Annotated in this window: 13 protein-coding genes and 3 pseudogenes; 11 read left to right on the forward strand and 5 right to left on the reverse strand. The window is 69.2% G+C overall.

What is annotated here, in order from left to right:
- Position 1: 1 nt before the first annotated feature.
- Complete coding sequence (locus IEZ13_RS15740) at positions 2-4,207, forward strand: SbcC/MukB-like Walker B domain-containing protein (RefSeq protein WP_183221834.1); 4,206 nt, start codon at positions 2-4, stop codon at positions 4,205-4,207.
- Positions 4,200-5,414: a TIGR02679 domain-containing protein gene (locus tag IEZ13_RS15745; RefSeq protein ID WP_183221833.1), complete on the forward strand. Its 1,215-nt coding sequence runs from the start codon at positions 4,200-4,202 to the stop codon at positions 5,412-5,414. The genes IEZ13_RS15740 and IEZ13_RS15745 overlap by 8 nt, the downstream gene beginning before the upstream one ends.
- Before the next feature lie 66 nt (positions 5,415-5,480).
- On the opposite strand, the gene IEZ13_RS46495 is transcribed toward IEZ13_RS15745, so the two are convergent.
- Both IEZ13_RS46495 and IEZ13_RS15755 read right to left on the reverse strand, forming a co-directional pair.
- Complete coding sequence (locus IEZ13_RS46495) at positions 5,481-5,600, reverse strand: DUF397 domain-containing protein (protein ID WP_229794720.1); 120 nt, start codon at positions 5,598-5,600, stop codon at positions 5,481-5,483.
- Between the two features lie 525 nt (positions 5,601-6,125).
- Positions 6,126-7,595, reverse strand: a complete 1,470-nt coding sequence (locus IEZ13_RS15755) for an AAA family ATPase (protein WP_183221831.1) — start codon at positions 7,593-7,595, stop codon at positions 6,126-6,128.
- A gap of 96 nt (positions 7,596-7,691) precedes the next feature.
- Here IEZ13_RS15755 and IEZ13_RS15760 point away from each other — a divergent pair, with 96 nt between their 5' ends.
- From IEZ13_RS15760 to IEZ13_RS15770, 3 genes are all read left to right on the forward strand, one after another.
- Positions 7,692-8,180: a hypothetical protein gene (locus IEZ13_RS15760; RefSeq protein ID WP_183221830.1), complete on the forward strand. Its 489-nt coding sequence runs from the start codon at positions 7,692-7,694 to the stop codon at positions 8,178-8,180.
- Positions 8,181-8,315: 135 nt separating this feature from the next.
- Positions 8,316-8,594 carry a hypothetical protein gene (locus IEZ13_RS15765; protein WP_183221829.1) on the forward strand — a complete coding sequence of 93 codons (279 nt, stop codon included), beginning with the start codon at positions 8,316-8,318 and terminating at the stop codon, positions 8,592-8,594.
- Between the two features lie 452 nt (positions 8,595-9,046).
- Positions 9,047-10,714 (forward strand): alpha/beta hydrolase, encoded by a 1,668-nt coding sequence (locus IEZ13_RS15770; RefSeq protein ID WP_183221828.1) that lies wholly within the window; start codon positions 9,047-9,049, stop codon positions 10,712-10,714.
- A gap of 247 nt (positions 10,715-10,961) precedes the next feature.
- Here the strand turns inward: IEZ13_RS15770 and IEZ13_RS47885 are convergent.
- Positions 10,962-11,156, reverse strand: a pseudogene (locus tag IEZ13_RS47885) (DUF4839 domain-containing protein); the annotation flags it as partial.
- A gap of 154 nt (positions 11,157-11,310) precedes the next feature.
- Here IEZ13_RS47885 and IEZ13_RS15780 point away from each other — a divergent pair.
- The 6 genes and pseudogenes from IEZ13_RS15780 to IEZ13_RS47735 all read left to right on the forward strand — a co-directional run.
- Positions 11,311-12,528, forward strand: coding sequence for a restriction endonuclease-related protein (locus IEZ13_RS15780; RefSeq protein ID WP_229794721.1), 1,218 nt, complete (start codon positions 11,311-11,313; stop codon positions 12,526-12,528).
- A complete protein-coding gene (locus tag IEZ13_RS15785; RefSeq protein ID WP_183221827.1) occupies positions 12,525-15,845 on the forward strand; it encodes a pPIWI_RE_Z domain-containing protein in 3,321 nt (1,106 codons plus the stop codon). Before IEZ13_RS15780 ends, IEZ13_RS15785 begins: the two co-directional genes overlap by 4 nt.
- Before the next feature lies 1 nt (position 15,846).
- Positions 15,847-18,366: a pPIWI_RE module domain-containing protein gene (locus tag IEZ13_RS15790; RefSeq protein ID WP_183221826.1), complete on the forward strand. Its 2,520-nt coding sequence runs from the start codon at positions 15,847-15,849 to the stop codon at positions 18,364-18,366.
- 6 nt (positions 18,367-18,372) lie between these two features.
- Positions 18,373-20,256, forward strand: coding sequence for a hypothetical protein (locus IEZ13_RS15795; RefSeq protein WP_183221825.1), 1,884 nt, complete (start codon positions 18,373-18,375; stop codon positions 20,254-20,256).
- Positions 20,257-20,480: 224 nt separating this feature from the next.
- Positions 20,481-21,220, forward strand: a pseudogene (locus IEZ13_RS47730) (SNF2-related protein); the annotation flags it as partial.
- Positions 21,221-21,307: 87 nt separating this feature from the next.
- Positions 21,308-21,556, forward strand: a pseudogene (locus tag IEZ13_RS47735) (UvrD-helicase domain-containing protein); the annotation flags it as partial.
- A gap of 71 nt (positions 21,557-21,627) precedes the next feature.
- On the opposite strand, the gene IEZ13_RS15810 reads toward IEZ13_RS47735, so the two are convergent.
- Together IEZ13_RS15810 and IEZ13_RS15815 are read right to left on the reverse strand one after the other, a co-directional pair.
- Positions 21,628-22,899 carry a serine/threonine-protein kinase gene (locus IEZ13_RS15810; protein WP_229794723.1) on the reverse strand — a complete coding sequence of 424 codons (1,272 nt, stop codon included), beginning with the start codon at positions 22,897-22,899 and terminating at the stop codon, positions 21,628-21,630.
- A 90-nt stretch (positions 22,900-22,989) separates the two neighbouring features.
- On the reverse strand, positions 22,990-24,105 hold the full coding sequence (locus tag IEZ13_RS15815; protein ID WP_183221824.1) for a hypothetical protein: 1,116 nt from the start codon (positions 24,103-24,105) through the stop codon (positions 22,990-22,992).
- Positions 24,106-24,123 lie beyond the last annotated feature (18 nt).

Below are 24,123 nucleotides of genomic sequence, written 5' to 3' on the forward strand. Positions count from 1 at the left end.
CTTGGCTCGTTTCGCCCCCACACGCGCCGGCATCGTCAACCTCTGGGACTACCGCGACGAGGAGTTCCTGTTCGTCGACGGCTGGCTGGTGCTGCGCGGCCCGAACGGCTCCGGCAAGACCAAGGCCCTCGAGGTGCTGTTCCCGTACGTGCTGGACGGCCGGATCGAGCCGCGCCGGCTGAACCCGTTCGCCGGCGAGGACCGGACGATGAAGTCGAACCTGCTCTATCGGGGGCAGGAGGTGTCGTACGCGTACGTGTGGATGGAGTTCGGCGACGGCGAACGGTTCGTGACGATCGGCATCGGCCTGCGCGCGCACCGGCACAACGACCGGGTGACCCGCTGGCATTTCGTCGCCGACGGCCGGATCGGGGTGGACCTGTCGCTTCTGGACGCCGACGACCGCCCGGTGTCGCGCCGCGACCTGATCGACCGGCTCGGCGCCGAGTCGGTCCGGGACTCGGCCGAGGAATACCGGCACCTGGTCGACGCGAAACTGTTCGGCCTCGGCCCGGCCCGCTACGAGCAGTTGCTGGATCTGGTGCTGACGCTGCGCAAACCGCAGTTGGCGAAGGATCTCAACCCGGTGGAGCTGTCCCGCACGTTGCAGCGGGGCCTGCGCCCGGTGGAGGACCATCTGCTGGTCGAGGCGGCCCGCTCGTTCGACGACATGGAGGCGGTCGCCCGTACCCTCGAGGGTTTGATCGCCGCCGACGCGGCGACCGCCGCGTTCCTCACCGTCTATGCCACCTATCTGCGCACGCACGCCCGTGCCGCCGCCGACGCTCTGACCGCGCGCCGCGACAACGTGGCCCGGCATCACGCCGACCTCACCCTTTCCCAAGAAAAAGCCGAAGAAGCAGAGGGGTACGCGGCGCGCGCGGCCGCCGATCTACAGGCCGCCGAGGGTGAACCGGGCCGGTTGCGGGCGCATCTGGACCGGTTGAAGGGTTCGGCCGCCTACCGTTCGCACGAGCAGCTCGCCGACCTGAAACGGCACGTCGCCGACCTGGCCGAGGCCACCCGCAGGGCGGACGGTGTGGTGACGGCCGAGCGGGCGGCGGCTGCGAAGCGGCACGGCGAGGCGGTCCGGGCGGCGGCCGACGCCCGGGAGGCGCAGGCGAAGGTCGGCCGGACCGTCACCGACCTGGCCGGCGAGGCGGAGGCCGGCGGCATCGCCTGGACCTCCGGCGACGCCGACCCGGACGGCTTGGCCACACGGTTGTCCGCCCGCGCCGAGGCCCGCCGCGACGATGTGCGGGCGGTGCGCGCCCAGGTGAACCGGCTCGCCGACGCGGAACGCGAACACGTCCGCGCGGCGGCCGCCGACCGCGACGCCCGAGCCGCCGTGGACGACGCGGCGCTCGCCGAACGTGCGGCGGCGGCCGGGTTGGCGGAGGCGAAACAGCAGACCGCCGACGCCGTCCACCGGTGGGGCGCCGACCACACGGCCCTGCTCACCGACCTGAACCTGCCCGGCCTCCCCGCCGAACTCGCCGCCTCGATCACCGGCGAGATCCCGGAGGACCCCGCCGATTCCGCCACCAGCCCGGATGGTGATCACGCTGGAGCCCTCACGGCCGGCCCTGGGAACCGGAGGCCCGGATATCCCGCGGCCCCGGCGGCTCATCAGACCGGGCATCCCGTTGACGCGGCAGCGACGGGAGTTGACGCACCCACGCTGCGGGACCTGTTCACCGCGCGGCTCGCGGCCCCGGCCGGGGCGGTCCGCGATGAAGCCTCCCGGCTCGGCGCACGAATCGACACCCTGACCGGTGAGCGGACGAGCGTGCGGGCCGAGCGGGCGGCGATCGCCGCCGAACACGACGACGCTCCCCCGCCGTCCCCGACCCGGCCAGCACCGCGCGCCGGGCGTGCGGGCGCACCGCTGTGGCGGCTGGTCCGCTTCGCCGACCACATCCCTGAGGCGGAGGCCGCCGGAATCGAGGCGGCCCTGCACGCGGCCGGGCTGCTCGACGCCTGGGTGCACCCCTCCGCTGACGACACGGAGACCGCGCTGGTCGCGGGCGAGCAGGACGCCTACCTGCGGGCCATCGGCTCAGGGAATCAGGTCACAGAAGTGAACGGCACGCTGGCCGGAGTGCTGGTGCCCGAGGACCAGGAGATGGTGCCCGCCGCGCGGATCACGGCCGTGCTCCACGGCATCGGCCTGGGTGATCTGGCCGGTCTGTCCGGGGTGACCGGTGACGGCGGATGGGCGCAGGGAGCGGGCGTCGGACGGTTCGCCAAGGAGCGGTGTGAATACATCGGCGCGACTGCCCGGGCGGCCCGGCGCGCCGCACGGATCGCCGGCTGCGACCAGCGAATCGCCGCCCTGGACGCGGAGATTCAGCAGGTCCAGGCGCTGCTGGCGGCACGCCGGGAGACGCTGGCCGAGGTGGATCGGGCCGGCGCGACCCTGCCGGCGCGCACGGCCATCACACGCGCCGAGCGGGCGGTCGATCAGGCCGCAAACCTTTCGAGGGTACGGCGGGAAGCCGCGCTGAAGGCGTCCGGTGATCTCGACGCCGCCGTGGCGGAGCAGGCGTCCGCCGGTGCGGGGCTGCGCCGGGCGGTGGCCGAGCGTTCGCTGCCGGTGGAGCGCCTCGACGTGACCGCTGTGGCGCTGGACCGGTTCGAGCGGCTCGGCATCGAGTTGCGGCATGCCCACGAGACGGCCGACCGTGCTGCCGGTCAGGCCGAGGAGGCCGCCGAACGGCACGTCGAGGCGGCCGCGAAGGTGGAGGAGGCCGAGTCCACGGCACGGGAGGCGCACGCCCGGCACACCGAGAAGGACGAGGAACTGCGGACCCTGTCGGCGGCGATCGGGGCCGAGGCCGAACAGGTGCTGGCCGAGGTGGCACAGACCGAACAGGCCGTCACCGAGGCGGAGTCGGTGCTGTCCGCGGCCCGCGCCGCGCACACTTCAGCGCTGCGTGATCATGCGGGTGCCACGGCCCGGGTCGAACTCGGGGAGCAGGCCGCGGCGGACGCGGTCGTCGAGGCGCAGCGGGAGGCGGTGCGGCTCCGCCCGTACGCGCAAAGTGATCTTCTGGGTCTGATGCGCTGCCCGCCGCACCTGCGGTGGCCGGCCACCGAGGCCGCGGACGACGATCTCGACCCGGCCGTCGTGGCGCTGCATGAGGCGATCCTGACCGCCACCCGGGAGCTGACCCCGACCGAGACATCGCTGAAGCAGAGCGCCACCCGGTTGACCGGCGCGCTCACCGACCTGCAGGCGCAGCTGCCGGCCGCGGGCCTCGATCACCGGCCGGAGTGGGACACCGACGAGGGCGTCATCGTGGTGCGGGTCGCCGACGAGCAGGGCCTGACCCCGGTCGCCCACTTCGCGGAACGCATCGCCGGTGAACGCCGTGACCAGGAGCAGTTGCTCACCGACGCGGAGCAGCGGGTCTTCGAGGACGCGCTGCTGGGTCAGCTGGCCGGGCAGATCCACCGCCGTACGATCGAGGCCCGTGACCTGGTCGACGCGATGGACACGCAGATGCGGGCCCGCCGGATGTCGTCCGGCCTGACCGTCGGTGTCGGCTGGCGGCTCTCCGATGATCTGGATCCGGAGCAGCGTGAGGTGTGCAAGCTGCTGGAACGCGACCCGGCCCGGCTCGGGCCCGGCCAGCTCACCATGCTGCGGCGGCATTTCGCGTCGCGGATCAAGACGGCCCGGGCACAGGCGCCGGAGAAGCCGTACCGGGAGTTGCTGGCCGAGGTCCTGGACTACCGGCAGTGGCGGGTGTTCGCGTTCACGCTGCACCGGCCGGGCAGCAACGCCGAACCGTTGACCCGGGCCCGGCACAGCCAGCTCTCCGGTGGTGAGCAGTCGGTGTCGCTGCATCTGCCGTTGTTCGCGGCCGCGAACGCGCTGTTCGGTTCGGCCCGCCCGGACGCGCCCCGGCTGCTGGGCCTGGACGAGGCGTTCGCCGGGGTCGACGACAACGGACGGGGTGAGCTGATGTCGCTGGCCAAGCAGTTCGACCTGGACCTGTTCATGACCGGTTACGACCTGTGGGCCACGCATCCGGCGGTCACCGGTTGCGCCCATTACGACCTGTCCCATTCCACCGTGGACCACGCGGTGTCGACGGTCCTGCTGGTCTGGGACGGCACGATGAACGTGGCCGACTTCGACGGAACCCTCGCCCGAGCCCTGGGCTCCCCGGAAACTCGCCGGGCCCCCGCCGATGTCTGACCCCTCCCCCGCCTCCGACCCGGCTCCTCCCTCCGCCGCGGGCCGGTCCGCCGGCCCGGGGTGGGGACGGCTGCTGGCCGCTGCCCGGCGCAGTCTGGAACGCACCGGCGGCAGCCTCTCCGGGTCGGTGTCGCTGTCCGCACCGGACGAGGCGGAACGGCACGTCGTCATCGGGGTGACCGGGGTGCACCGGCCCGCCGGCGTCGCCCGGGTCTCGGTCCGGCTCGTCGAGTTGGACGGCTACCTACGCGACGCCCACGGCATCGATCTTGCGTCGGCGGTGGGTCCCTTCCGTGACCGCCCCGGTGAGCGTGCCGAACTCGCGGACGCCCGCAACGCCGTCCTGGAGCAGGCAGCGTCGAGCCGGCACGCCGGGCAGCCGTGGTTCGACACCTGGATCGACGCTCTCCGCCGCGACGGGACCCTCACCCGCATCGTCCGCGGCGGCCTGCCGTTCGCCCAGGTGCTGGCGGTGCTGGACGCGCTTCCGGCAAGCGCCGAGCCGATGCCGGTCTTCGCCGAACGGGTCCTCGGCGACACCAAGGCCCTGACCGACGGCCCGCTGCGCGGCCTGATCCAGCGAGCCCTCGCCACCTGGAACGAGGTTCCGGCCCCGGCCGGCGCCGAGCAGGAGCGGGCGTTGTGGGAGTTGGCCGGGGTGGTCCCCGACGACCTGGCCAGCCAGGTCCTGGTCCTGAACCTCCCGGCCTCCGGCGGCCTGCTCGGCGACTGGCTCTCGGCGGCGGCGGCCGAGCACGTCCCGTTCCGGGTCACCCTGCACCAACTGCGGCTCGCCCCGCTCGTACTGGATCTCGCGAAGATCTTCGTGTGCGAGAACCCGGCCGTCCTGCGCGCCGCCGCCGGCACCGCCACCGCCCCGCTGATCTGCACCGAGGGCGTCCCCTCCGCGGCGGTCCACGCCCTACTGTCCCGCCACCGGCCCGACACCGTGATCCACTGGCGCAACGACTTCGACTGGACCGGCGTGCGCCTGACCGCAGCCGCCCTGGCCCGCTACCCCGGCGCGGTCCCGTGGCGTATGTCGGGCACCGACTACGCGGCAGCCGACGGCCCCGGAATCCCGCTGGCCGGCACCCCGGCCCCGACGGTCTGGGATCCTGCCCTGTCCCGGCTCATGGCTGACACGGGCCGCGCGGTGATGGAGGAGCGGCTCCTCGAAACCCTGCTGTCAGACCTACGGGCGTAGCCGCCCGCTTTCATCGATTGCCGCTTCTTTCCCACACCCCGTGGCGCTCGGCCGGCTACCGTCCCGTCAGAGGTCGAATTCCCCGTCTTTCGCCCCGCCGATGAAGGCGTTCCACTCCGCCAGGGTGAAGACGTGTGCGGGCTTGGTCCGGTCCTTCGTGTCGCGGACCTCGATGGTGTCATTCACGCGCCGTTGTCTTTGACCCAATAGAAGTGCGCGCGCACAACGGCGGTGCAGGTGTGGTGGCTGACGTCCCCCGTGCTGTAGCGGCCACACCCGCCCCCTCACCTCCACGGAAGGAGAAGGCCATGCGGAGACACCGTGCAGTGCGCGTGTGGTTCAAGCCCTGGAAGACGAAATGCGCCTGTGACTGTGCCTGGTTTCCGTGCCCTGACGCGGTGACCGTTGAGCGCCCGCCGGTTGCCCAGTCCTTGATGGTCATGACCCGATCCGCGATGCGGCGGAGCAGGCGGCCAACAGTCTTTCGTACGGCGGTTACGCCTTCGTCGAAGACGACAGGCTGGAGTCACTCGCCGCGACGCTGCGAGCGTTCCTACAGACGGCAGGAATTCCACTCAATGTCGCGGGCGAGACCGAGTCCGTCACGTCGTCGGCAGGGTGACGCTCGCCCCTCCTCCATTGATAGATCGCCATGCATTGCCAGCCCGTGGCGCCAACGCATAGATGACCCGGAAAGCTACGAACCACCCCTCAGGAGTACAGGCGGTCGAGGCCGACGAGGAGGATGCGGTCGTCCGTCGCGGCGGCCGCAGTCAGCTCCGTGGTGAACCCCGCACCGCCGTAGAGCGCGAGCGTGGTGGCTTCGGTGTCGTAGCCCTTGGCTCGCAGCAGGTCGCGCGCTCTCATCAGACGGTGGAGATGAGGATGGCCGATGACCTCGCCCCACTTCACCTCACCCAGAGACACGATGCGCCGAGGACTGTTCGCCTCCTGCGCGGACAACGCGACCACGTCGATCTCGATCTGCGTACGGTTGACCGGGTCGTTGACCGTGCCGGATCCGACCTCTGAGGGCTGCTCGGTGAAGAGCTGGTCGCCGGATTCCAGGGCGAGGGCCCGGCACAGGGCTTCGAGGTGGGGGCCGACGACCTGCGTGAGGAAGGTCTGCCGCGATGTCGCCCAGACCTGCTCAGCCCTGCGGATCTCCAGTTCGGCCCAGCGTTTGCGCATGATCGCTTCGTAGAAGGTGATCAGCGGCTCGACGATCCGGTAACGGGCCCGGCCCGGCCGGAACATGTCCGGTTCGCGGGCGATCAGTGCGCAGTCCTCCAGGACGTTGAGTGGGTGCGTGATCTGGTCCGCGCGCCGTCCGATGAAGTTGGCGATCCCGCCGTTGGTGTTGTGGCCGCCGGCGATCGCCGCCAGCACCGAGTGGTAGAGGGCGGGGTTCCGGATGGCGGACTCCTCCGCCAGCAGATATCGCGCCTCCCTGAACAGCGGCGTCTGCGGGTTCAACACGGTCCGGACCACCCAGGCGTCGAAGTCTTCGACCGAGGTGGGGGCGTCGCCCTGGGTGAACTCGTTACGGTAGGCCGGGGTCCCACCGACGACCGCATGCACCAGGGCTGCGAGCCGGGGGTCGGTGATCTCCCAGAACTCGGCTGATTCCCGATGCCGGAACGGTTGGACGACGAGCTCGAGGCTCGCTCGGCCACGCAACGGTGCCTGCCCGGCCAGCAGGCCTCCCATGACCGACATCGCCGACCCGCACAGCACCAGCCGTGCTGTGCTCGCCTGACCGCTGCCGCCCGGGCCGAGTTCACGCTGGATGATCGACGGCAGAGCCGGTGTCGTCCTCGACAGGAAGGGGAACTCATCGATCACGACGACCGCCGGACGGTCACTGAAGCTGCGGAACATGTGCGCTATCGCGTCGTTCCAATCCCGGAACGGCGTCTCGATGAACTCGCGGGTGTGCCGCGCGAGTGCCTCGGTGAACAGCCGGAGCGACTCCGCCTCGGTCGCCTCGGTCGCAGCGAAATACATCCCTCCAGATGCCTCGGCGAGCGCTTGCAGAAGGTAGCTCTTGCCCTGCCGACGCCGGCCGCTCACCACGGCAAGCGACGCACCGCCGCGCATCGCGCTGGTGGGCCTGGTCGCGAAGGAAGCGAGACCGTCCCACTCCCGGGCCCGGCCGAAGATCCGTAGCGGTTTGTCCACGAACGCGCCTCCCACGGCCCAGCAACTCACAGAAGTATAGTTCTCAGAACCATAACCCTGTGGCTCGGCAGCCTCCTCATCCCGCTCGACGACGCCATGACTATGCCGATCGCGACAGCCGCTGCGCGCGACCTGAAGTCCGCGCTCGGGCCGGATGTGGCCGTCTTCGCCTCGGCACGAGGCCGGGGGCCGGTTCTGACCGTCCTGCGGCTCGTCAGCGCAGAGGAAGCCTCGAGCGTGCGCCCGACCCTGGAAGACCTTGTCGCCGGATTCCGCCGCATCGCGGGAGCGCTCGTCGAGCAGATGAGGGCCGGCGCGTCGCCGGAGGACGACTGTCCGGATTCCGTGCGATATGGCGACGCGACCTGGTATCTGGACCCGCACGGCGAGCACTGCCGGTTCGAGAACGCGGTGAGCGGCGAGGTTGTCGAGGCCAACATCTATGCTCCCGACGCCCTCGACCCGTACTTCCTGTTGGAGTATGCAAAGTCCGCCGGCCACTACGGCGTCGTTGTCGATGCGTGCGTGGAGGGCTTTCACGACATGTGCCGCCTACTCGACCAGGCTGGAATCGCCTACGGTTGAGGCCGATTTCGATCTGCCGCTGATCGTGCTCGCCGCTCACCTTCATGCCGCGACGTGCCCAGCGGCACGCGACCCGGCGGCATTCAGGTCACTCTGAAGTGGCGGCCGCCGGGGAGCCGGTTACGGTTGGCAACTATGACGACCTACTCCGGGCCGGCGAGGCTGATCCTTGCCGGCGGAACACAGGTGTCCGGCATGGCTTCGCTGAGCACCAACCAGCGAGGGGGCATCAACGGCTGGAGCGGTACCTTCCGTCCGGACCAGATCAACGCGGAGATCCGGGACGCGAGTGACGGGCTGTACCTGGAATTGCCTTACGACCAGATCGGGGCTGTTGCCGTCACCGGCGTCCGGAAACTACTGGCGACGCAGATTCTGATGTCGCTCACCGGTAGCGGCCCTGCACCCTTCTGAGCCGTGAATCAGCCTGATGCCCGCCGCTGGCGGGTATCAAGGCGACGTCGGCACCGTATCCATATCTGCCGCCGGCCGCGCGCTGCTGCCCTGCCAGCCCTGTGCCTGGTGGCATGCAGGGCACACGCGAGCGCTCGCGGGCCGCGGGCACTCGGTAATCGACATCCAGGCCACCGGCGCCACCATCGAGCACTCCGGCGAGCAGTACCCGTGCCGACCGCTACGCCGTCGAGGTGATCAGCTCCGTTGCCGAACCATCGGAGCGTTTCGCACATTTCCAACACCAGGCTCCCGGCGTCCGTCCCCATTGACACGGAACGTGGATATTGCGAGTGTGCGTCCAGCATGTTTCCTGTTTGAGTCTGTGGACTTGTCTCTTCTCTCCGGGAGCACACCTCATGTCACTGAAGACCCGCGCCTTGCTGGGCACCATACTCCTTTCGCTTGCGTGTGTGAACGTTCCCACATCGGCTTCAGCGGGGCCTTCGTCGACCGCGTGCGCCACCACCGGGTCGGTCGACTTCGGGGTGGATCTGGCCGGCGACGGCTGGAAGTTCACCACCGGCGACGATCCGGCCTGGTCGGATCCTTCCTTCGCCGACACGGGCTGGCGGGACTGGACGGTTCCGGACAACTGGGGCGCGCACACCGACCTCACCTCGTACGACGGCTTCGCCTGGTATCGCAAGACGTTCACCCTGCCCGCGCGACCGGACGGGGTGACCGACTCGGCGGTCGTCGCCGCGCTCGGCAAGATCGACGACGCGGATCAGGCGTTCCTCAACGGGCAGGAGATCGGGCGGACCGGGGGCTTCCCGCCCACCTTCGACTCCACGTGGGAGGTGCCGCGCGAGTACTACCCGGCGGACGGCCTGCTGAAGTGGGGCGCCACCAACGTCCTCGCCGTACGGGTCTACGACGGCACCGGTGGCGGGGGCTTCTACCAGGGACCGGTCGGGCTCTACTCGAAGGCGCGGCTACGAGCGCTGGCCGGCAACACGGGGACGGCTGCCACCCGTACCCAATTGGCTCATGCCTGTGCCGTGCTGGACCGGCAGCATCGCGCCGTCGCCGCCGGGGACGTCCGCGGCTATGCCGCGACGCTGGCCGACGGGTTCTTCCACCAGGGCGACACCGCCTCGCGCCGCGTCGCCGACCTGCGGCAGCTGCTCAAGGCCGGAAAGGTGACACTGACCGACGCGCAGGCCGAGGTGTATGTGGACAGCCAGCGACGCCTCGTCGTCGACACCATCCGCACCTGGACCGGGCTGCCGCCGACCCGGGAGTTGCTCTACCTCGACCCGCGCAGGCCGGTCGAACTGGGCGACCACTCCCGGTTCTTTCGCGACGACTACCAGTCGGCGGCGATGGGCCGGCGTGCGCAGTTCAACGTGTACCTGCCGCCGGGCTACACCCGTACCAGCGCCAAACGGTTCCCGGTCGTCTACATGCTGAACGGGTTCAACGGCAGCAACATCGAGTGGGAGGCCCGCGACATCGACAGTGTCCTGGACGGGCTCGGCGTCGAGGCGATCGTGGTGTTCCCGGACGGCGGCAGCGGCTGGTACGTCGACACGTCTGCCGGTAGGTACCGGACGATGATCGTGGACGAGATCGTGCCGCTGGTGGACCGGGCGTACCGGACGATTCCCGACCGCGAGCACCGCGGGATCAGCGGCGTCTCGATGGGCGGGCAGGGGGCGTTCACGCTCGGGCTGACCAACCCGGCGGTGTTCAGCTCGATCGCCAGCCACATGGGCGCGCTGAGCCTGCCGCCGCTGGTCGGGACGTCCGCCGAGCAGGCCGCCAACGCCGGGCTGCGGCCGCTCACGCTGGTCGCCGGGATGCCGGTGGACGACCTCAACCGGCACCGGTACTACTTCGACGGCGGCGACTCCGACGAGTACCGGTTCGGGGCGGCGGCACAGCAGATGAGCACGGCGCTGGCCGCCAAGGGTGTGCGGCACGACTACCAGTTGGGCGCCGGGCGGCACGATGACGCGTACTGGATGCCGAAGCTGGACCGGTCCTTCGGGCTGCACGCCGAACAGTTCGCGGCCCATCCGGTAAAGCAGCCGCACGAGCCGAAACCGGTCCGGTCACCGTACGTCTGGCCGTGATCGTGGTCGCCGGGTCGCCCACCGCGGCCCGGCGACAATCCCACGCCGTTTCCTTAGCCTGGGACCTGCATCGAATGGGGATGGTTCGTTCCCAGAGCCGGACAGTGCCCCTGCTATTGGGCCCATGCCGGCTACCGGACTTCCGTCGAGACCGGGTCGAGCAGGAAGAGGCACTGGTCCGCGTTGAACTCGCCACCTCCGCAACGAAGCGAAACTTGTCGCCTTCGCCCACCGCGGCGGGGATGTTCTTGCCGGTCAGGTTGAGGTCGAGGATGCCGACGTTCTCGTACTTGAAGGCCGGGCCCGCCGTCGTCTTCGGCCCCTCGTCGCCTGGTCCCAAGAGGACGTCGTAGCGGGTGTCGTAGTCACCGTGGGGCGTCAGGTTCACGATCGAGCCGTTGAACGCGACGTTCCGGCCCTCGTATCTGGTCGCGAAATCCAGGTTCGCGTCATGTACTCGTACTTGATCTCGTCGGCCATGCGGCTACGCCCTCCCTGATCTGAATGAATGCCGAACGCCCTCGAACGGTGCCCCTCACCCATCCGTGAGCAACACTCGACATGTATAGCATGTTGACAACGGATACATAAGGCGTATGTTGTTGCCGAAACAGTGCGTCGCCGAGGCTGGGCGGCACCCTCACCTCGTCGGACACTTCGTCCGACATCAAATCCACCGTCTGCTCACGATTACTTCGATGGAGCTGAAGGACTTGACCACCGACTCGTCGCGGCTTTCAGAACGGATCGTCATCGCCCAGCTGGCAGCCGGCGTCCTCGATTACGCAGCCGCCATGTCCGCCGGCAAGACGTTTCGGCTGCCGTACCCCCCGAACCTTCAACTCGCCCTCGACCGCTTGACGATGGTGGCTTGGCAGCAGAACGCCGAGCCACCCAGCAACGTCGTGGAACTCCTTCAGCTGGCGGCGAGGCCTTTCGAATCCTGGCCGATCCGGCTTTCGGACGCCGATGTGGATCCCGGCGAGACCCTGCTCGCTTACGGACGCCCATCCGTCACATGCGAGGAGCTCGGCGGCCTTGGTGGCGACGTGGCGGCCGAGATGCGCCAGAACGCACTGATGCTCGCGGTGATGGACAAAACCCGCGCGGCGGGCGCGCCCGATTCGTACGTCGCCTTCCGCCGCCTTTTGATCGAACGTCCGGCGATCACCGCACTGGGGCTCGACGCCCGACTCGCCGACCCGGAGCTTGCCGTCGTCGCCGACGAGCTTCGGCTCGCATATCCGGAGGCTCCGCCGGAGGCGAGGGCCGACGGAATCGTCCGCACCTGCGGCGGATGTAACGGCCTGCGGTTGCCTCTCGACGACGACCGGACGTGGGTGTGCGAGGACTACTCCTGCCCGGCGCCGGGCACACCGGGTCCCGATCACTCAGCGGCCGAGGGCGTGCACTGGCTGCGCCGAGAGCTCCGTACCTTCGTCACCGGTCCGGGGCGGGCGGAGTTGCGCATCGCCGAGGCGATCGAGGCGATGGGCGTGCCCGTACAGCTCTGGCCCGACTTCGATTCCTGCGACCTGGCCGTCTTCGCCGACCGGCCATGGGTGGCCGACATCAAGGCATGGCGCAACCCCACCCGCCTGGGCCGGGCGCTGCGCGAGCGGATGTTCAGGGTGCCACCGGAGGCCGAGAAGGCGTACATCGTCATCGGCAGCGAGCAGGTACGGATGCACCCCCGCTACGTCGCGGTGCTACGGCGGGCCTGTCCGGCGCTGAAGCCGGGCAAGCGAGTGACCGCCGTCGCCGAGAAGCAGTTCCTGGATGCGGTGCGCCGCGAGGTGGAGGCACGACGGTGAGGCAGATCCAGAACCTTCGCGCACGGTTCCGCCGAGCCTTGGCCGGCGTCTACACACCGGCCGACGGTCAGCCGTCGGCGAGTGGCCTGATGGATGTCGAGCTGTGTCTGTATCTCCTGGAGACCGTCGCCAAGGGCCAGGCCGCCACCGGTGTGCCGGCCCTGCTCGACGGCTATCGGGCGCTCTGGGACGCGGTCTCCCTGATCCCGGTCGATGCCGGAGTGCGGCTGGCCAACGCCCGCACTCTCCTTTGGCCCAATCAGCGATCGTACGGGTGGGACAGCGCCCTTCGCGGCTACCTGTCGGTGACCGCGGACGTCCGCGGTTACCGGCTGGACGAGCTCGGACGCCCGGTACGGCAGGAGTGCCGTGTCGCTCCGGATCGCTGGACCTGGTACGAGCGGCTGCTCACCGAGCCGTTGCCGTTCACCGTCACCGCGGCACGGCCCGCCGAACCCGGACGGCACCGGATGAGGTCGACGGCGCGCGGCGTCGGTGTCGACATCCCCGAGAACCTGCCCATCCTTCCAGATCCGGTTCTGCACGATCTGACCGTGCGGACCCGTGAGCCGATCGAGGTGACCTGGGACCAGTTGGAGGCGACCGCGGTCGCGATGGACGGGGACGACCGGCGGCTCGGTCGCGACGACAACCATTGGGCGGAACGACTTCGCGACGTCACTCTGCAGGTGCGTCTGGATGACGACACGTTCGTCGACGGCACGGTGCTCCGCATCGACCGGATCCTCCACCTGGTCGGAATGGTCAGTGTCGGCAAGAGCACCCTGGTCATGATCCTGGCGGTGTGGGCGGCTCAGCACGACCGCCGGGTCACGATCGTGATGGGTGACAACTCCGCCGCGCTGCGGGCCGCCCACGACCTGTCCGGCTACCCGGGGGTGGTCGCCGCCCCGGTCATGGGCCAGAACCGCCAGCGGCACGCCGAGCGCCTGCATCACCTTCAACCCGCGGCGCCGGGACAGCTACTTCCGCGGCGACCGTACGGATTCGACCTGGTCAGCACCGCATGCGCTCTCAACACGCTGCGGGATGCGGCGCCACCACTGGCGATCCGGGAGGCACCCTGCCAGGACCTGATCGCCACCGACGACGACGAGCCGGTGGACGGCTGGCGTAACCGTCCCCGCCGTACCTGCCCGTTGTGGCACGGATGTCAGCGTCACGAGGCGGCACGCCGGCTCGTGACGGCGAACGTCTGGATCGCCACGCCGTGGAGCCTGGTGCACACCCGGGTGCCGGATCCGCTGTCGGCCGAGCAGATGCGCTACCTGGAGGCGGCGTGGCGGCGCAGTGACCTTTTCCTGGTGGACGAGGCCGACCAGGTGCAGACGAACCTCGATGCGATGTTCGCCAACTCGCAGGTTCTCCTCGGGCCGAGCGAGGAGGCGTGGATCGACGAGATCGACGCGCGAGTCCGAGAGACGCTACGAGCCGAGGGCCGGGCTCAGGTCCGCTCACGGCAGGTCCGCCGGTTCATGCTGGCGCTGAACAATGCGCGGACCGCGGCCGACATCATCTATCAGCTCCTGCACCGTGACCGCGTCCGTCCCGACCGCCCGGTGCTGAGCTGGGTCGACCCCAACTACTTCACCGCCTGGTCGTTGTTCGACGACCTCGCCAAGGACTGGGCCGGCCTCGGCGCTCGGCCGGCGCCGGGCTGGGAGAGCGATCCGCTATACCGGTCGCTGCGTGACGGGTTCAACGACTTCATCGACGCGCCCACCGACACCTCCGGCGACGGCGTCTCGTCCGGGCTCGCGGAACTGGCCGAAGTGTTGCTCACCAACACCGACGAGGACGCTCGCGAAGAGAACGTCCGAACCTGGTTGGCTGAACTCGCCGAGGACACGAAGGTCTCCCCCAGTGACCTCGACACGAACGTGTGGCGCCTGGAGCTGGCCGTCGCGGTCGCGGTGCTGGAGAACCGGCTCAACCAGATGCTCACCATGTGGCCCGAGGTCGCGGCCGAGCTGGAGCTGTTCGACAGCCTGCCCACCGAGGTACGACGAGCGCCCGTCGACCTCGCCGTCGCGGTGCCGGAGTCCCCGATGGGCAACGTGCTCGGATTCCAGTACGTCGAGGACGACAACGGCAGCCGCGACGGACAGCTCGGTGAGTTCCGCTTCTTCCGCTACACCGGTGTCGGCCGCGCACTCCTGATCAACCTGCCGGACCTGTTCCCCACCGACGGGCCCGGACCCGGCGTCCTGCTGCTCTCGGGCACCAGTTGGGCGGGCACCTCACCGCGCTATCACATCGACGTGCCGGTGACCGCGATCCTGCGCCCGACCGCGGGCAAGCTCGCCGAGATCGGACGGACCACGTTCACTCTCGACATTCAGCACAGCGGCGAACGCAGCACCCCGATCTGGATCTCCGGCCGCTACGGCGAGGCACGCACCTCGGCTCTACGGCAGGTGGTCGAGGCCCTGACCCGTCCGGGGCCAGGCCCGGGACAACCGAACCGGCTGGAACGAGAACGCGCGACGCTGCCACCGGATCGCCGGAAGATCATGCTGCTGGTCGGCAGTTACGCCGAGGCCCGTACGGTCACCGACGAGATCCGGCGCCTGAAGTCGTCGTGGGCCGATCAGGTCAAATGCCTGGTCGGCGACGACGAGCAGGAGAGCGGATGGGACGACGCACACCTGCTCCGCCGCCATCGGGTCGCCGATTTCGGCACCGACGACGCCTGGCTGCTCGTCGCCCCGGTACTGGCCGTGGAGCGTGGCCACAACATCCTCAACGAGGAGGGCATCGCCGCGATCGGCGCCGCCTTCTTCCTGGTGCGACCGCACCCGAGGCCGAAGGACCTGGGATACGTCACCCAGCGCATCAACCAGTACGCCATAGAGCAGCTCCGCCCGCAGCCTCTCGCCGACGACTGCCCGGAGTCGGAGCGGCTCGCCACCGCCGGACGGCAACGGCGTCGGTCGGCACAACGGCAGTGGCGTCGCCTGCTGCGTGCGCTGGTGGCCTACAGCCGGCTCGGCACGGACGAGCGCAACCGGGTGGCTTGGACTCAACTCGTGACGATCTGGCAGGTCGTCGGCCGTCTCCTTCGAGGCGGGCAGGCCGCGAAGGTCTACTTCTGCGACGCCGCGTTCGCCCCGCAGACCGCCTACGGCGGCGACGACCCGGCCGACCTCGACGACGCGAGCACCAGCCTGCTCCTCGGCATGCGCGAAGTGCTCACCCCCTACTTCACCGCCGACGGCGCCGACACGAACCGGCACCTGGTGCAAGCCCTCTACCAACCCCTCTACCAGGCCCTCACCACGATGGGAGACCGCTGACATGGCACCCCGCTACGACCAGCTCGCCGTCACCGTCCTGCGCCTGAACTCGGAGCATCCGTTCGAGCGCGACTATCACGTCATGCGTTTCCCCGGCCGGTGGAAGGAACCGCTGCGGGCCCTGATGCGCACCCGCCGGGCCGACGGACCGGTGACCGTTCCCATCGCCCCGTTGAACGAGGCGATCACCGCGCTGGTACCCGACTGCGTGGTCACCCTCGCCTACGCCGGTAAAGGCGACGACGACGAGGACTGGCTGCTCGCCTACCGGGAGATCAATCCGGCGGCCCTGTTCAACCTGGTCGCCGCCTGGGTTCGCGCCCAGAAGGCGGATCCGGAGCAGATCCGCCGGACCCTCTCGCAGCTGAACGCCTCCGACCTCACCTGGTCACCGGTGCGCATCGACCTGACCGGGCGCGGTGGTTTCGCCCAGATCTCCCGCCTTCTGCCGATGGAGATCGCCGCGACTCTGTCACGGCCCGAATCGGTCTGTCCGCACGGCAACCTTCGATTTGTACGCTGCCCGGCCGCCACCGGTGCCGAGTTGATGTCCTGGCCGCCCGAGCGGACCGAGGACGGCCGCCCCTTCTCCGTCAAGATCGGCATCACCGTGCAGACGGTCCCGACCAGCGACGAGTGGCTCGTCTACCTCTCCTTCGGGGTACGCCGCTGGCTGCCGTCCCGCGGCCGGCTCGCCTCGGATCACGGGCATTCCGTCTATCTCGCGCCGACCGTGCCGTACCTGGCCGGGCTGGAGAACTCACGCCACTTCGGCACGGCCAAGATCCGCTCGGTGCGTGTCAAGGATGCCGACGGCAAGACCTCCTACCCCGCGCGATGGGACGACAGCCTGGCGAACGTGCTGGAGCAGGCAGGCTGTCTTAACCGGCTGCCCGACCCCGAACAGGTGGTCGCCACCCCCATGGACTACCTGCAGCGGACCGGAGACGCCGCCGCTCTGGTGTACCGCAACGGCATGCTCAACGGCCGCAGGGAGAAGGTGAGCGCCGGCCTGCCCCTCGCCGACCGGGTGCCGATCCTGCAGTGGATCACCGAGCAGCTGGCGCCCCGTCTACACCAGGTCGGCCCCCTTCCCCGGGTGAAACGGACCGTATATCCGGGCCTCTCCGGCATCGCCGACGGCGCGATCGCCCCGGCTGAACTCGAACGGGTGGTCGGATCACGACTCACGATCGAACTCCTCACCGGCAGAGAGGCCATGCAGTACGCCCTCGAGCGGCTCTCCATGCGGCTCGGCCGTGCGTTGCCCTCAGCCGCGGACCTCGACAGGGCCGAAACGGTCGTCCGTGCTGGACCCACCACGGTCACCATCCGCCACGTCGGTGACGGTCGGATGCGCAGCGCACTCGACCGCGGCGGGCGCACCGTGCAAGAGGCCGTCCAGGAGCGCTTCGACGACATCGCGGCCGCCCTGCGCCCGGCAACCGGCCCGACGGCGGCCCTGGTGGAGATCGGTGGCCCGAAGGAGTACGAGACCCGTACCGCCGACGATCCGAAGTTCGCCATCCGGCACGGGTTGCTCCGCACCGGCCGGCTCAGTCAGTTCGTCACCCCGGTCACCGAACCGGACGTCAAAGCCGACCGGGAGCGCTGCAATGCCGCGGTCGACGAGTTGTTCCGCCAGCTCGGACTACGTCCCAGTGCCTTCCCGTTCCCGGCGCCCGGAACATTGGAAAGGCAGCCGGCGTTGCTGGCGCTCTGGATGATCCGTCGGAACAAGGGCCGTTCGCGCGGGGTGCAACGCCAGATCCCGATCGCCGTCCTGGTGGACCCGACCGGCCGCGAGGTCCAGGTCCGCGCCCCCAAGGTCGACTGGCAGCCCTTGCATTCCGGGTTGCTCGGCATCGGCGACGCCTACCTGAACGCCGATCTCAAGTACACCGCCGATGGCACGGTCCGCTTCATCAAAGAGGCGATCGAGGGGGTCGTCGCGGCCTATCCGGACACGCTGCTGCTGACCCACGCACAGAACCTCCGAGGGCCGTGGAAGACCCTCACCAACGGCAATCTCGTCCTCGACGCCCTCCACTTCGGGGCCGGCGACCCGGTGCCGATGAGCAAACTGCCAGGCCTGCGGCACGTCCGCGTACGCACGGTGAACCCCGGCGACGAGACCCCCGAATGCTTCGGCGTAAGCGGTGACGAGGTGGGCCAGCCGGGCGGACTGTGGGCCTACCTGGTCCCCCGCCTCTACGGCAGCACCGCCGCCAAACCGGTCACCCAGACCAGTGCCCTCAAGGGTGCATCCAAGGTCGTCCCGGGTGACTACGACGGCAAGCCGACCACCCCCCGCCCGCAGGGCAACGTCTGGAACGCCCAGTTCGTGGAACTGCTGGTCGCCGGCATCCAGGACGGCGACCGCCCGGAGGATTGGGCGGCACTCGCCCACGACCTGCGCAACGCCGCACCCTACGTCCGCGACACCACGAACCTGCCCTGGCCCCTGCACCTCGCCGAACAGGTCGAGGAGTACCTCATGCCGAACAGGATCGAAGGCTAGGGATCGATGTCGACCAACGAACCACAGTCCGGCCTGCCGGTGGAGTTCCTCCACGCTGTCGTGGCCGGTGCGAGCGCCGATTCCCCGCAGACCGGCATGGCTGTCGAACGCCTCCGATCCATGGCCGATGGCACGGTCCGAGACGGTCTGATCCTCGCCCTGCTCCGTGGTGCGCTGAAGGACAGCGCACCCGTGTGGATGCTCGAAGCCGCCATCGAACGTGACCTCAAAACCGACAAGGATCAGGGATACGGCTACAGCCGGCTGGAATCGGCGACGACGGCGCTAGCACATCCGTCCTGCCCGGCCGCGATGCGAGCGCAGACCCTGAGCGATTGCTCCGCGAATCAGCTCGGCGTCTTCGGTCGGTCCACGAGCGCCGAGGTCCTCACCGAGGCGGTGGTGACCGAGCTACAGCGACGATGCACCCAGCCACTGGAGATGACGGTAGATCTACTGGAGAACCCCGGACCGGCGCAGGCGGTCCTTCGCGATCCCGCCCTGCATGATGTGGTCTTCTCCGCTGCTGTCGTACTGCTCCCCGCACATCCGAAATTCAAGGAGCAGGATGACTTCGAAGCCTGGATCGGTCACTCCAAGGCATGGCGACTCATGTGGGAACGGCTCCTGGCCGTGCACAGTTCCCGCCATCGTTGGCTGGTCGAGTGGGCACGCGGAACCAAGACCTACTCGACCATCCGGGAGTCCCTTCTCAGTGAGCTTCCCTGGACCGTCGACCCACTACTGCTCGAGGAACTCGCCGCCGACGATCTGACCGAGTTCCCGAAGCACGCCCTGCTGACCCGGATGCACCGGCTCAAACGTGACGGGGCTACCACCGAACAGACGCTTGCCGCCTTCGACGCTGAGATGAACGGCCTCGATCCTGACGCCCGGGATTTCGTAACCGAGCTTCTCGAACTGTCTGAGTACGGCGCCGACGCCGCGGTCCGTTGGGTATCCCGCGCGGTGGACAAGACGTGGCGGCACATCCTTTCACCGGCCCAGGCGAAGAGCCGATTCGGCGAAGCCCACACCTGGCAGGCCTCCGACGAGCTGCTGAGCAAACTCGGACGCCGCTTCGCCGAGGCCGCCGTCGAAGCGCTGGAACTCTGGGAACCGTCGTCCGACGGCGGAGCCGACCGTGTCCGTGAGCTGCGGTGGGTGCACGTACTGCTGTTGCACCTTCCCGAAGTGACCGCTGAGGTCGAACAACGGGTACGCGACGTGCTCAAGGCCAACCCGCGGTATCACCGCATCTCTTGGCATGAGGATGAACGCCGAGCGGCCGAACTCCGCGCAGCGATCGAGCGGATCCTCGGCGACCTGGACGGCCCGGATCGCTCCTCTGCTCTCGGCGACCCCGGCCGCGTCACGGTCCGGGAGTTGGCCGGCACCTCGGAGGATGTGCTGGAGGACTACCTGCAACGGCATGCCGGCGACGAGTTGATCGAGAAGGCACTCCTGTCGTTCAGCCACCACGCGAGATACAGGCTCACATTCGCGTCGGTTCTCGGTCGTCACTCCCAGCCGGATGAGGCGCTCCTCCGACTCACCCTCGGCCTACGCCGGCACGTCGGAGGCGGTCCGAGCAATCGAGAGAACTGGACGCGCGCGGTGCTGTCACTGCCCGACTGCGATTCGGCGGTCATCCGTGCGCTCCCGGCCTGGTCCGCCATGACCGTCGGTGGAAGCAACGGATACCGGCCCTCACACGAGAGGGTCGTCTCCCTGGTGACGACCGCCCTGCGCGACGACGCGGACGCCTGGACACGGTTCGCGGGTGGCCCGGCCTCCTATTCAGGGCCGACCGCGTGGCTACGGCTCGGTGACATCCTCGATGCAGCCGTCGGCGGTGGCGCCTGGCCGGATCCTCCTGCGCCGAAGTAGTACGGAACGGCCGGAATCCGTCGCGGAGCAACCCTTACGTGTAGAGGTACAGGAAGTGCTCTGAACTCACGAGCGTGGCTGACCTGCAACGATTCGGCCATTCGCCCGACCCTGGAATCCGTTGACTGGTTCGATACGAACCGATTGTGCGAATTCATCCACTCCTGTTGATCAGTATACGGTCGGCCGCACCGCTAGCGGCTCGATGGAACGTGGGGACAACCATGGAAGACATCCGTTCCGGGGAAAAGCTTGATGCCGCACCGGGATCCGTGGTATTCGTTCGCGACGAGGAATGGCTCGTCCAGGCCGTCGAAGAAACCGCCGACGGACAACTCGTCCATGTCCGCGGTCTCAGCGAATTGGTCCGCGACACCACGGCATCGTTCTTCGCCCGCCTGGACACCATCGAGCCCCTGGATCCCGCGGCCGCCGACGTGGTGGCGGACGACAGCCCGCAGTACCGCAAGGCTCGGCTCTGGGTGGAGTCGACTTTCCGCAAGACGGCGGTGCCGCTCGGCGACCGCTCCCTGACCGTCGCCACTCAGGCGCTCGCCCGGCCCTTGAGCTATCAGCAGACCGCCGTGAAGAAGGCTCTCGACCCGGCCAATCTCCGGCCGAGGATTCTGCTCGCCGATGCGGTGGGGCTCGGCAAGACACTCGAATCGGCATGATCCTGTCGGAACTGGTTCGCCGCGGCCGGGACGACCGGATTCTCATCGTCACCCCACGCCATGTTCTGGAACAGATGCAACAGGAATTGTGGTCACGGTTCGCATTGCCGTTCGTCCGGCTGGACACCGCCGGAATCCAGCGCGTCCGCCAGAAACTGCCGGCCAACCGCAATCCGTTCACCTACTTCCGGCGGGCGATCATCTCCATCGACACGCTCAAGTCCGAGCGTCATGTCGCCAGCCTGCGCAAGCAGCGCTGGGATGCGGTCGTCATCGACGAATCCCACAACTGGTTCCGGCGACACTGGCCGAGGACGCGGTGGCCCATGAGCTGGAGAACGTCTGGCTGTGGCCGAAGGAGAAGCGGCAGGGCTGGCCAGGCCGACCATGTGCTCGTCGACGAGGGTCAGGACCTGTCCCCCACGCATTGGCAGATGCTGCGCGCCCTGGTCGCCGAAGGGCCGGATGATCTCTTCATCGCTGAGGACTCGCACCAGCGGATCTACGGCACCCGTTCGGTCCTGGGCCGCTACGGCATCAAGACCGTCGGACGGTCCCGGCGGCTCACGCTCAACTACCGGACGACCGCTCAGAACCTTCGGTACGCGATGGCGATCCTCGACGGCCCGGTCGCTGGTCTATGTCGCGGCGACCCGTGCCCGCGACGAGTTGGCCATCGTCCGCCGGGAGTAGTCGTTCAGCCGGCGATCCGCCGGGCCAGCCCTTCGGCGGTCCAGGTGTTCGCCGGTCGGGCGTCCCAGCCCGCCGCGATGAAGGCTTCGGCCCGATCCGCGGTCCAGGGCTGGGACGGCGGCAGCACCGCGACCTTGCGCTCCGGCCAGGCCAGCGCCGCCCGATGGGATGTGCCGGCCAGCTCGAAGTCCACGATCGGCACCGGCAGATCCCGTACGGCGAGGTCGTGAAGCAGTCCCGCGACGGACGGATCAGCCTGCCGGATCACCTGGCGCCATTCCGGCGACATGATGGCGGTCGCAAGGTGCCGGCTGAGAAGAAGCATGTCCGGGTCGATCGGGTCGTGGGACGTACCGTCCGGGTTGTCGGGGATCTCGGCGAGGACACCCGCGTACAGGCGGGCCGAGCTGAGGGTTCCGGCCGGGTGCAGTGCGCCGGGCAGCGGTCCCAGCCCGGTGACGAACGGCAACAGACGCCGGTGGACCGCGTCGGCACCCGCCGGGCGGTCCTGCGGCCGCTTCTCCAGCAGGTCGAGGATCAGACGCTCCAGCTCGGCGGGAGCGTCTGGCCGCAGCGACCGCAACGGTGGCGGGGTGTCCTTGACCTGCTTCATCATTAACGAGAACGAGGTGGGCGCACGGAACACCCATTCCCCGGTGAGCATCTCGTGCAGGGTGCAGCCCAGCGCGTACAGGTCCGTCGCGGCCTCGCTGGTGCCGGCTTCCGCCTGCTCCGGCGCCATGTAGGCGGGCGTGCCCAGCGACTGGTGGGTGTGCGTGATCGTGGAGTAGTCGGTGAGCGTCGGCGCCACGGCCAGACCGAAGTCCAGCACCTTCACCGCACCGTCCGGCTCCAACATGAGGTTGCTCGGTTTGAGATCCCGGTGCACGAGCGCGGCCGCGTGCGCGGCCACCAGCACGGCACACACCTGCGCGGCGATGGCCGCAGCCCATCCCACCGGCAGCGGCCCCTGTTCGGCGACCAGGTCGGCGACGCTGACGCCGTGCACCCGCTGCATGACCATGTACGGCCGGTCCTCATGCACACCGACGTCATAGACCGCCGGCACACCGGGATGCTCAAGCCTGGCGGTGATGCGCGACTCCCGATCGAATCGGCGGATCAAGGCCTCGTCCGGCACGCCGTTGGGGAACCGGAGGAACTTGACGGCGATCTCGCGGTCGAGCCGGACGTCCCGGCCGAGCCAGACGTCCCCCATCCCACCACGGGCGAGCGGCACATGCTCCAGTTCGTAACGACCGTCGATCAGCTTCACTGGCCCTCCCCGCACATGCGCCCGATCGAAGCCTGATCCTCCACCAGAGCACACCGGGCGCCGCAAGTAGGGCTGTTGAACGGCACTCCATCAGCCGGAAGCGAGGACATTGAGCCGGTCGAGCAGGGCTCGGTCGTCCGCCTCCTCCGCGTACCGGTACAGGTCGTCCCACCCGGGAGCCGCCACCTCCAGTTGCCCCGCCAGGTCGGCCAGTCGCTGTTCCACCTCGGCGCGGCGGCGTACCCCGCCGGCCCCGGTGATCGCCGCCGCGCGCACCAGCACGGCCTGTCGCCGCGCCGCCACGTCCTCGCACCAGAGCTGCATGAACGTCTGCTGCCGCACCTCGAAGGACCCGAGCTGCGCCCACCGCACCGCCTGACCGAAGACGGCCGCCGGCAACCCGGCCCGCAGCACCCGGTTGGGCATTCGCCGAATCCGGGCGCCCGGAAGACCTTTGGCCTCCAGCCAGGTGAGCCACACCTGCATGTCGTCGACTCGCGGCTCGGCGGCCAGGACCTCGGACAGATAGGGCGTCACGATCTTCCCGAGGTGACGGTCCGGCCCGTCGACGGCTTTGATGAAGACCAGAAGCTCGGACACACACTCGACGATGTAGGCCGGCAACCAGGCCTGCCACGCCTCAAGCGGCTCCACCGAGGTGAGCGCCCCGGGCAGGTTGAACCGCTCCCGATCGGGCCGGTCGGCCAGCTCCTGGATCGCGCCGACCCGGAAGGCCGGCGACGCCGTCACCGGATGGAACGCGGTCCGATCGGCCAGCCGCAGCGAAGGCTCGTCGCACCACTCCGTTCCCGCGTAGTGGCTCTTCGGCAACGGCTCACAGGTGAACCCGTCCAGGTAGACGACCTGCCGATCCTCTTTGAGAACGTACCGGCACCCGTCCGCGACCGACCGGCGACCGAGCTCGGTGAGCACCACCCCGGCACCGTCGCCGCGCAGGTGACCGACGGACTCCAGGAACCGCACGGCCCGCTCGATCAGGCCGACCTCGACACCGAAGAACGCGGCGAGGCGCGACGGTTCCCGAAGTCCCGCTCCCGCGACGGCTCGTGAGACGTACTGGTCGAACACCTCGTAGGGCTGCGCGTCGAGGACCACGGTCCGGATCTCCACAGCCCACATCGGCAGCAACACCGGGAAGACACGCAGAGGCTGGACACCGGGCATGCCGGCCACCCGTTCCAGCACTCTCCGAACGGGAACGTG

It is taken from the genome of Actinoplanes campanulatus, from assembly GCF_014647795.1.
Classification (GTDB): domain Bacteria; phylum Actinomycetota; class Actinomycetes; order Mycobacteriales; family Micromonosporaceae; genus Actinoplanes; species Actinoplanes campanulatus.

Bases quoted from the DNA above. Each gene is read 5' to 3' on its own strand.
- IEZ13_RS15745 (WP_183221833.1), top strand. From the start codon at position 4,200: ATGTCTGACCCCTCCCCCGCCTCCGACCCGGCTCCTCCCTCCGCCGCG.
- IEZ13_RS15760 (WP_183221830.1), top strand. From the start codon at position 7,692: ATGACTATGCCGATCGCGACAGCCGCTGCGCGCGACCTGAAGTCCGCG.
- IEZ13_RS15765 (WP_183221829.1), top strand. From the start codon at position 8,316: ATGACGACCTACTCCGGGCCGGCGAGGCTGATCCTTGCCGGCGGAACA.
- IEZ13_RS15780 (WP_229794721.1), top strand. From the start codon at position 11,311: ATGTTGTTGCCGAAACAGTGCGTCGCCGAGGCTGGGCGGCACCCTCAC.
- IEZ13_RS15790 (WP_183221826.1), top strand. From the start codon at position 15,847: ATGGCACCCCGCTACGACCAGCTCGCCGTCACCGTCCTGCGCCTGAAC.
- IEZ13_RS15795 (WP_183221825.1), top strand. From the start codon at position 18,373: ATGTCGACCAACGAACCACAGTCCGGCCTGCCGGTGGAGTTCCTCCAC.